Origin of the sequence: Microvirga sp. GCM10011540 (assembly GCF_042650665.1) — a bacterium.
GTDB classification, from domain to species: Bacteria; Pseudomonadota; Alphaproteobacteria; order Rhizobiales; family Beijerinckiaceae; genus Microvirga; species Microvirga lenta.
Window position 1 is genome coordinate 1 of sequence record NZ_JBHSBQ010000007.1, and the last position, 3,843, is coordinate 3,843.

The window sequence follows — 3,843 nt, forward strand, 5'->3', positions numbered from 1 at the left end:
CAGCACCTCGAGAACTGCCGCGTCCAGCCGCGAGGGCACGCCGCCGCTGTGCGGCTTCGGCTTGCGCCGGCCCTCCTCGCGCTCTTGGCGGCGCCAGTTTGACACGGTGGCGGGACAGACCTGAAAGTGGCGGGCAATCTCGACCTGAGGAAGGTCGCCCCGCTCACAGGCAACCAGAACGCGCTCACGCAGATCAGGAGAATAGGGCTGGGGCATGGCTCGCCTCCCGGGCCATATCCCCGTCAACGCACAGGCCACCCGAATGGATTCAAGCCCAAATCAAAAGCGCTTTAGTCTCACCAGAGGGGCCAATGATCCGCCGTTCATCGACGGCGGCATCAGTGTGGGAGGTCTCGCGAAACACGGCTGAGGGGGCGCTGACTGATGCTGTCTGTTGATCTTAAGAAGCAGAAGCTGGCCGTGTTCCGCCCTGGGATCCTTGGCAGGTTAGGCTGCCTTGCGGCAGGCCTCGCCGATGGTCTCGCTGATCTGCCGGCGTAAGGTCTCGATGGCCTGCTCGCGGGCTTCCGGTCCGAAAGCCGGTTTCTCTGCCCTCAGGAAGATCACGTCGTTGATGCCCATGAAGGCGAGAAGGTTGCGCAGATGAGGCTCCTGCGAGTCCATCGGCTGAGCGGGGCCCTCGCTGTAGAGGCCGCCACGGAAAGGGAAACTCCATGGCTCGATCGCGACGACCACGCCAATCGGCTGAAACTCGATCCAGGCATAGCCTTGGTCGGTCTCTATCTTCTCCGGCGCAAGCATCCTTGCGGCGTTGTCGGCGAAGTAGCGCGCAATCTTGGCGGTTTCGCCCGCCTCCCATCGTGCCTCGGAGATGCGCTTGCCCATATCTCGAACGGCCACTCTCGCCAATTCCTCCGACCTGCTATCGATCAGGTCCACCAATCGTGATAGGACCTCAAGCCGCCGTTCGATCGGCCCTTGCGACCAATGCGATTTGTAGACCGCGCCTGCCTCAGCGAGGGGGTGGTCGATCTCCTCATCAGAGTGTTAGCGAACTCCGCGACCGTTTCGCCAGTTGCGGGATTGGTGCTCTTGTATGCCATAGGAATTCTCCATTGCGAGACGGAGACCGGGCCTGATCGGTCCACTCGATTAGTCAGGCAGCCTGCGCTGCAACGAGAAACGGATAGTCAGTGTATCCTTCTGCTCCGCCGCCATAGAAGGTCGCCCGGTTGTGCTTATTCAGCGGCGCGCCTTTTCGGATACGTTCCGGTAAGTCCGGGTTTGCGATGAACGAGCGGCCAAAAGCGACGGCATCGGACTTTCCGGAGGCAACTGCCGCACGTGCCGTCGCCGGCTGGAATCCACCTGCGGAAATGATCGCGCCACCGAATGCGTTCTTGAACAGGGCTGCAACATCAGGTGCATCCATGTCGAGCGGCTTCTCATCATTTGTGAAGTCAGAACGCGGCTCGATCAAGTGGAGATAGGCGAGACTCCGTTTGCCCAGTTCGGCAATGACGTATTCCCATAGCTTGACGCCGTCGGTGTCCGTCATGCCGAGGATGTTGGACCAGGGCGACAGGCGCACGCCGACGCGATCCGCCCCGATCGCCGCCCCGATCGCATCTACTACTTCGAGCAGGAGTCGGGTGCGGTTCTCCATTGGGCCACCGTACTGATCAGTGCGCTTGTTGCAACCGTTGTGGAGAAACTGGTCCAGCAGATAGCCATTTGCTCCATGGACCTCAACAGCATCGAAACCTGCTGACCGGGCATTCAATGCAGCCTTAACGAAATCGGCTTTGATGGCGTCGATCTCTGCAAGCTCCAAGGCCCGCGGCGTCTCGAACGGAACCGGGTTGCCTTCGGAGGTGAAAATCTCGCCGGGAGCCGCGATCGCCGAAGGGGCAACTGGCAGTGCTCCGTCAGGCTGGAGCGACGTGTGAGACACGCGACCGACATGCCAGATTTGATTAACGATCATGCCGCCCTTGGCGTGAACTGCGGCGGTAACCGCTTTCCAGCCCTCGATCTGTTTCAGCGTGTAGATACCGGGGACCCAGTTGTAGCCATGGGACTGCGGATTGATGTCTGTCGCCTCGGTAATTAGCAGGCCACCGTCGCTGGCGCGCTGCTCGTAGTATTCGGCGTTAAGGTCGTAGGGAACGTTTCCAGGCTGCTTCGAGCGCATGCGGGTTAGCGGTGCCATCACGACACGGTGCTTGAGCTCGAGAGCGCCGAGCTTGACGGGTTCAAAAAGAGGATCGTTTGCCATAGGTGCCTCATCAGGGTTGCTATGGACAGAACATAGATTTTGACGTAATCCGTTACCATACGCACTTTGCGTGATGCATGATAACGAATTTTGTTAGGCAATAAATGAACTCTCAGGGCCTTGAAGTTTTCCTCAACGCAGTGCGGACAGGTAGCCTCTCCGGGGCGGCGAAGCACCTCAAGCTGACGCCGATGTCCACGACCAGAAGGCTGGCGGCGCTAGAGGAGGAACTGGGCATCCGCTTGTTTCACCGGACGTCCCGATCCTTGGCATTGACACCAGAGGGTGAGGCGTTCCTGCCATTCGCGAGCGAGATCGTCGATACGCAGGAAGCCGCGCGGGCGGCGCTCAGTCCAACCGAGGGCGGTGCGACAGGACTGCTGCGGGTCACGGCACCTGTAACGCTTGGCCGCAAGAGAATCATGCCGATCGTCCACGAACTGCTCAATGAAAATCCAGCGCTTCGGATTGATCTCGACCTGAACGATGCCCTCGTCGATATCGTCGCCTCCGGCGTCGATCTCGCGATCAGGATCGCGCCTCTCAAGGATTCAGGTCTCATTGCGCGCAGGCTCGTGGACAATCCGAAGCTGATCTACGCTGCGCCTTCATATCTGGAACGGAATGGCGCGCCGCGAACGATCGAAGACCTCGAACACCACGAATGTCTGACGTTCTCCAACTTCACTCACTGGCAGTTTATCGTCGACGGCAAGGAGCGATCGATACGGGTAAGCAGCCGTTTCTCGTCCAGCGGTGTCGACGGCTTCCTTTCAGCTTGCGTCTCGGGTCTTGGACTGGCGCAGCTCTCCGCCTGGGATGTCAAGGACGAGCTGGCGAACGGCAGCCTCAGGCCTGTGCCAATCGAGGGTGCATCGCCGCGCGATCTCGCGATTTGGGCCGTGTTCCCGTCGCGGCGGCAAGTTCTTCCCAAGCTCCGTGTCTTCCTCGATAAGTTCCAGAAGAGTCTCGTGTGAGATGGCCTACTTGGGGTTGCGCGGGACTGAGCATGGCGGTTGAGCTATTTGCATGAAGCTCATCCAACCACCATCAGATAGGATTTCGTTTAAATCTCGCGCGCTGAACGTTTCTTGATGTAGGCACAATAATTACGTCGCCGCTCGAGCCTCGGCGAGTAAACAACCCGTTTTCCTTGATACTTGTGATCATTCTCTCCAAGTCCTTGATTGCCTGATCGGATCCGCGCCGAGGTCGCGCGTCACGATGCGGAGGTCCGCATCCTGCGCGGCGCCGTTGCATTAACCTTGGCAGTTTCGAGGAAGGCGGCGACCTAAGGAGCCGCCCTATTGCCCCTGTTCAAGCGCCGCCGCTTTCTTTCCGGTCGAGATCATCCTGCTATGCGTGCGCTGGTACTGCAAGTACGGCATCAGCTATCGCGATCTGGCCGAGATGATGCAGGAGCGCAGCATTGTGGTCGACCCGAGCTCGATCTTTCGTTGGGTGCAGCGCTATGCGGCAGAGCTTGAGAAGCGGGTTCGCCGATACCAGGGACATCGGTCCGGCTCATGGCGTGTTGATGAGACCTATGTGCGGGTCGGCGGGAAATGGAAATATCTGTTTCGTGCGGTCGACAAGCATAGGCG

At 59.5% G+C, this 3,843-nt stretch carries 5 protein-coding genes; 2 read left to right on the plus strand and 3 right to left on the minus strand.

Annotation, left to right across the window (positions count from 1 at the left end; translation table 11 throughout):
- The 3 genes from ACFOYU_RS04010 to ACFOYU_RS04020 all read right to left on the minus strand — a co-directional run.
- Positions 1-216 (minus strand): helix-turn-helix domain-containing protein (locus ACFOYU_RS04010; RefSeq protein ID WP_377032510.1); only part of this gene is annotated, 216 nt, incomplete at its 3' end.
- 231 nt (positions 217-447) lie between these two features.
- Positions 448-993: an aldehyde dehydrogenase family protein gene (locus ACFOYU_RS04015; RefSeq protein WP_377032513.1), complete on the minus strand. Its 546-nt coding sequence runs from the start codon at positions 991-993 to the stop codon at positions 448-450.
- Between the two features lie 124 nt (positions 994-1,117).
- A complete protein-coding gene (locus ACFOYU_RS04020; RefSeq protein ID WP_377032511.1) occupies positions 1,118-2,239 on the minus strand; it encodes an alkene reductase in 1,122 nt (373 codons plus the stop codon).
- Positions 2,240-2,343: 104 nt separating this feature from the next.
- Between ACFOYU_RS04020 and ACFOYU_RS04025 the strand changes: the two genes are divergently transcribed.
- Both ACFOYU_RS04025 and ACFOYU_RS04030 read left to right on the plus strand, forming a co-directional pair.
- Positions 2,344-3,216: a LysR family transcriptional regulator gene (locus ACFOYU_RS04025; RefSeq protein WP_377032512.1), complete on the plus strand. Its 873-nt coding sequence runs from the start codon at positions 2,344-2,346 to the stop codon at positions 3,214-3,216.
- 370 nt (positions 3,217-3,586) lie between these two features.
- On the plus strand, positions 3,587-3,843 hold a 257-nt coding region (locus ACFOYU_RS04030; RefSeq protein WP_377032514.1), incomplete at its 3' end, for a DDE-type integrase/transposase/recombinase.